Annotated in this window: 5 protein-coding genes; all 5 read left to right on the forward strand. The window is 47.3% G+C overall.

Annotated features, from left to right (window positions below):
• A partial coding sequence (locus tag JRI46_12065; protein MBW2040299.1) for a sugar transferase occupies positions 1–525 on the forward strand: 525 nt, incomplete at its 5' end.
• A 1-nt stretch (position 526) separates the two neighbouring features.
• Positions 527–1,162: an acetyltransferase gene (locus tag JRI46_12070; GenBank protein ID MBW2040300.1), complete on the forward strand. Its 636-nt coding sequence runs from the start codon at positions 527–529 to the stop codon at positions 1,160–1,162.
• 49 nt (positions 1,163–1,211) lie between these two features.
• A complete protein-coding gene (locus JRI46_12075) occupies positions 1,212–2,336 on the forward strand; it encodes a DegT/DnrJ/EryC1/StrS family aminotransferase (GenBank protein ID MBW2040301.1) in 1,125 nt (374 codons plus the stop codon).
• Positions 2,333–3,913, forward strand: a complete 1,581-nt coding sequence (locus JRI46_12080; GenBank protein ID MBW2040302.1) for a glycosyltransferase family 39 protein — start codon at positions 2,333–2,335, stop codon at positions 3,911–3,913. Before JRI46_12075 ends, JRI46_12080 begins: the two co-directional genes overlap by 4 nt.
• Before the next feature lies 1 nt (position 3,914).
• A partial coding sequence (locus JRI46_12085; GenBank protein MBW2040303.1) for a polysaccharide biosynthesis protein occupies positions 3,915–5,338 on the forward strand: 1,424 nt, incomplete at its 3' end.

Consider the following 5,338-nt stretch of genomic DNA (forward strand, 5'->3'; position numbering starts at 1 on the left):
TTTTTTCGTCAAGAACGGGCGGGCAAAGGGGGAAAGCTGTTTAAGACCTGGAAGTTTCGCACCATGGTCGTCGGGGCGGTGAACCAGGGTCTCGGTTTCAATGTGGCGCAGGATGATCCCCGGATCACCCGGGTGGGAAGGTTTCTGCGGGAGTGGGGTCTGGACGAGCTGCCGCAGCTCATTAATGTGCTCAAGGGTGAGATGAGCATCGTCGGACCCAGGCCGACTTTGAACTACCAGGTCGATCAGTACAACAACACTCAGCGCCGGCGGCTTTTGGTAAAGCCGGGGATCACCGGCTGGGCTCTTATTCACGGGCGCAATCTTTTAACCTGGGAGGAGCGGATCAGATATGATGTTTGGTATGTCGATCACTGGTCTCTGTGGCTTGACCTCTGGATCATGCTTAAGACCTTATGGATTGTCTTGGTTACAAAGGAAGGGGTCTATGGCAAGGGTGGGGTAAATGACGACTTTACTGGCCCCGCTCCCAGGGCGGAGGGTGTAAAAGAAGATGAAGGGTAACATGGTTTTGATCTATGGAGCCAGTGGGCATGGTAAGGTAATCATTGATATCATAGAAAAGGAGGGCAAACACAAGATTGCTGGCCTCATTGACGATAACCCGCAGATGCAAGGAAAAGATTTTTGTGGATACCCCGTTATAGGGGGATTCGAGGTTCTCAAGGAGGATGTTCACCATAGCTACAGATTGATCTTGGCTGTTGGGGATAACCGATCCCGCAAGAGGCTTTGGGAGATGGTGAAGCCTTTGGGATATGGGTTGATCCGCGCTGTTCACCCGTCGGCTCAAATAGGGCAGGATGTCTTTATAGGCTCAGGGACGGTGATTATGGCCAATGTGGCGATTAACCCTGGGGCCAGAATCGGTGAGAATGTAATCGTTAATACCGGAGCTACGGTAGACCATGACTGCATCATAGGAGACTATGCGCATATCTCCCCCGGAACACATCTGGCAGGAAATGTAAGAGTAGGAGAACTTACCCATATTGGCATTGGAGCTATTGTCATTTCAAATGTAAAGATCGGCAAAGGTTCTATCATCGGTGCCGGTACTGTTGTAATTGAAGACATTCCTAATGATGTTAAAGCTGTAGGTATACCGGCGAAGGCAATTAAAAAATGGGGGGAACTTTAAAGTAGTTTCCATTGTTAATATATCTAAACTAAAGTTACGAAGAAAGATAATGAAGGAAATTCCTCTAGCTAGGTCAGATATCACTGAGAGGGAGATTGAGGCGGTAGTCAGGGTCCTGCGTACCCCACATTTGAGCCTGGGGCCAAAGCTGGGGGAGTTCGAGGAGAGGTTAGCCGAGTATGCAGGTGTTAAACATGCCGTTGCAGTGAACAGTGGAACCTCTGCTCTGCACTTAATTATCAAGGCCTTGGGTATAGGGAAAGGTGATGAGGTGATCACCACCCCCTTCAGTTTTGTCGCCTCGGCCAATTGCATCTTGTTCGAGAGTGCCAGGCCCGTTTTCGTTGATATCGATCCCCAAGCATGGAATATTGATACCGATCTCATAGAAGAGAAGATCACCAATAATACAAAGGCCATACTGGCCGTCGATGTCTTTGGCTATCCGGCAGATTGGGATCGACTTCGGGAAATAGCAGAGAGATACAACCTGAGGTTGATCGAGGATTCGGCGGAGGCATTAGGGGCGGAATATAAGGGAAGAAGGGCAGGTTCCTTTGGCGATGGGGCTGTGTTTGCTTTTTATCCCAACAAGCAGATAACCACTGGCGAGGGGGGGGCTATTTTGATCCATGATGAGGAGATGGCCGAGCTTTGTCGGAGTTTGAGAAACCAAGGTCGTAGCAAGGGAGGAGGGTGGCTGGAACACGAGAGACTAGGTTATAACTATCGGCTGAGCGATATCAATTGCGCCTTGGGGATTGCGCAGCTAGAACGGGTGGATGAGCTCCTGAGCAAGAGAGAGTGGGTAGCTCAGCTCTACAATGAGAGATTGAAAGAGATCGATGGAATAGAAATCCCCTACACCTCGCCGGATGTTAAAAAGAGCTGGTTCGTATATGTTGTCAGGCTTAATGATGACTTTGCCCAGGGGGACCGTGATAAGATCTTAAAGGAATTGAGGGGAAGGGGCATAGAATGCAGTAATTATTTTGGCCCCATCCACCTCCAGCCTTTTTACCGGAAGATGTTCGGCTATCAGGAGGGCGATTTTTCTGTGACTGAACAGATTGCGGCCAGGACCATTGCCCTTCCCTTTTATGGTAATCTTAATGAAAAAGAGATAGATTACGTTTGTGATAATCTGGGAAGATTGGTAAAATCTGGGGTATGAAAAGTCAGTACTTAGTAGTGGATAAAAAGTGGGAACTTCCGATTATCTTAACGTCCCTTTTTCTGGGGGCGTTGGTAGTAAGGTGGTTAGCAATTCTTCAAAATCCTGTCGTCGCCACCGATGCCATTTTCTATATTAAATTGGCCAAGCTTTATTCTACCGGGGACTATGTTGCAGCATTTAAACTTTATCCATATGGTTTCTTCCCCTTGCTCATCGCTTCCTTTCAGAAAATATGCGGGGATTGGGCATTGGCCGGGCAATGGGTCTCGGTCCTCTGTGGGGCCCTGACGGTAATCCCCCTCTATTTGTTGGCCAGGCGGATATTTGATGAAAAAATTGCCCTATGGGGCGCAATCTTCTATATCATAAGCCCTAATCTAGTGAAATATTCAGCAGAGGTATTGAGGGACATACCCTTTGTCTTTTTTTATACTACTGCCTTATGGTGGGGGCTTAGAGGTGCAAAGGATGGGAATATGGTCTCTATTGCCCTGGCTAGTGTCTTCGTCTATCTTTCCTCCCTCTTCCGCGCAGAAGGTTTACCTTTACTAATTATCCTTTCCCTCTATCTTATTTGGCAGGGAGTAGGAGGGGGACTCTCCTTGAAAAGAATGGGAGCCGCATTGATCATTCTGTTTCTCTTTTTCCCTGCTGTTGTCTCTCCCTTGGGAGTGTATTATTCCAAAAAAGTAGGAAGGTTGAATCTTGATCAACTTCAAGCAGTTAAAGATCACTTTACGATTAGCGTCAGTAACTCAATAATTAAAAAAATAGAAAAAGAGGTGGAAAACGAGAATCTTTCTCTACAGGGGAGAAACCTTTTCCAGTTGGCCCGAAATCATCGTTTTGTTATTTACTCATCTCATATCTTGTATAAGACAGTTAAAGTATTCAATATCCTATTTCTCCTCTTCCTTTTTGGCCTGATAAAAAGGAGACAGATAGGGTATCGCCAGGATGAGTTTCTTCTCTTTGCCATCTACGTAGTATTTGTACCAATTTTTCTCCTTTATCTCAGCGCCTCCAATTACTTATCTACCAGACACCCCTTTCCCATGGTGGTCCCTTCCCTGATCTGGAGTGGAGTGGGGTTTGTGGAGATAAAAGAGCGGATGATTCTATGGATGAAGGGGAGGGATTTCCCTTTAAGGAAACAGGCCCTTCGCTGGGCAACCCCTCTTTTGCTCCTTATGATCTGCGTCCCTCTGCTCTCTATGGCATGGGCACCTAACAGAAAGGACAAATTGGAGCTCAAGGAGATCGGGTTGTGGCTGAAAGACCACGGTTATGCCCATTCTGTTATTATAGGGCAGGGTGAGTTCAGCCGTCTTGCTTTTTATGCTGATGGGGAGTTTATCCACCTGCCCAAGGGGTCTTATGAAGATACCATAAGATTTGCCAGAAAGAAGGAGGCGAGCATCCTCATAATCAACAAAAAGACCGTAGAAAGTCTTTCCCCGAATTTTTTAGATATGGTATCTCCCAGAGATCTCCAGCAGATCGAAATCCCCGGCATAAAGACCCCTAAATATGCCACTACGGTCTTTCTTGTAAAGGGTGTGGGAGAGAAATAGAATGAAGGGAATTCCTCTAGATTTAAGCTTCTTGAGAAAACAAAAGAGGATTTTGGTCCTCGGAAATGATGTTTTCTGGACGATATTTTCTTATTTTTTGGCCTATTTTTTGCGGTTTAACTTCTCTATCCCCGAAGGATACTTACCCCTGATCTTTAAGTCCTTGCCCCTTCTGCTCTTCTTTAGGGCAGCTTCCTTTTTCCTCTTCAGGCTCTATGGTGGGGTCTTACGCTATGCGAGCGTCGATGACCTGTTGCGCATCATCAAGGCCGTTACCTTAGGAACCCTCCTTTTCATCTCCAGCATCGCCTTTGTCTTTCACTTCAAGGGCTTTCCCCGTTCGGTATTCCTGATAGATTGGTTTACAATCTTGGTCTTTTTGGGGGGTTCGAGGTTTATTTACCGCATCTTAAGGGAAATTTATATCACTCCTGCACGTCCTGAAGTACGGCGCAAGGTCTTAATCATTGGGGCAGGGGATGTGGGGGAGATGATCCTGCGCAGCATCAAGCGAGAGAAGGATATACCTTATGAGATAGTGGGCCTTTTAGACGATGATCCTGACAAGATCGGACGGCGTATTCATGGAGTGGAAGTCTTGGGCAGGATCTCAAACCTTGGACCAGTGGTCGAAGAAAAGGGGGTAAAAGAGGTCATCATCGCCATTCAAAATATCTCAGGCAAGCGGATCAAGGAGATTACGGAGCATTGTCAATCCATAGGGGTTTCCTGCAAGACGGTGCCGGGGGTAGGGGGAATCCTCAGCGGTTCTATCTCTATAACTCATGTCAGGCCAGTGAAGGTGGAGGACCTTTTGAAAAGGGAGCCCGCTCAACTGGACACCGGGCTGATTGAGAGATTTATCTCTGACAAGATCATAATGGTGACTGGCGCGGGAGGGTCCATTGGCTCAGAGTTATGTTGCCAGATCATGGGGTTTGGCCCTCGCAAACTCATCCTCTTTGAAAGGGGGGAAAACAATCTCTACGAGATTGAGTTGGATTTAAGAGAACGATTTCCCCAGGGTAAAGTATTAGTTTCGGTTATCGGCGACATCTTGGATAAAGATAAGCTTGATTATGTATTAAAGGAATACACCCCTGAAATCATCTTCCATGCAGCTGCGTATAAGCATGTCCCCATCATGGAGGCCCATCCCTTTGAGGCACTTAAAAATAACATCTTGGGTACATGGAATTTGGCCTCTAAGAGTTGTGAAAGGGGGGTGCAGAGGTTCATTTTGATATCCACGGACAAGGCCGTCAGGCCGGCCAGTGTCATGGGGGCGACCAAGAGGACGGCCGAGATGATATGTCAGGGGTTTAATGGAGAAGGTACAACGCGATTTGTGGCTGTCCGTTTCGGTAATGTGTTGGAGAGCAACGGCAGCGTGATCCCCTATTTCCGCCGTCAGATCGCCCGCGG

The organism is Deltaproteobacteria bacterium, assembly GCA_019308925.1.
In the GTDB taxonomy this organism is placed as follows: domain Bacteria; phylum Desulfobacterota; class B13-G15; order B13-G15; family RBG-16-54-18; genus JAFDHG01.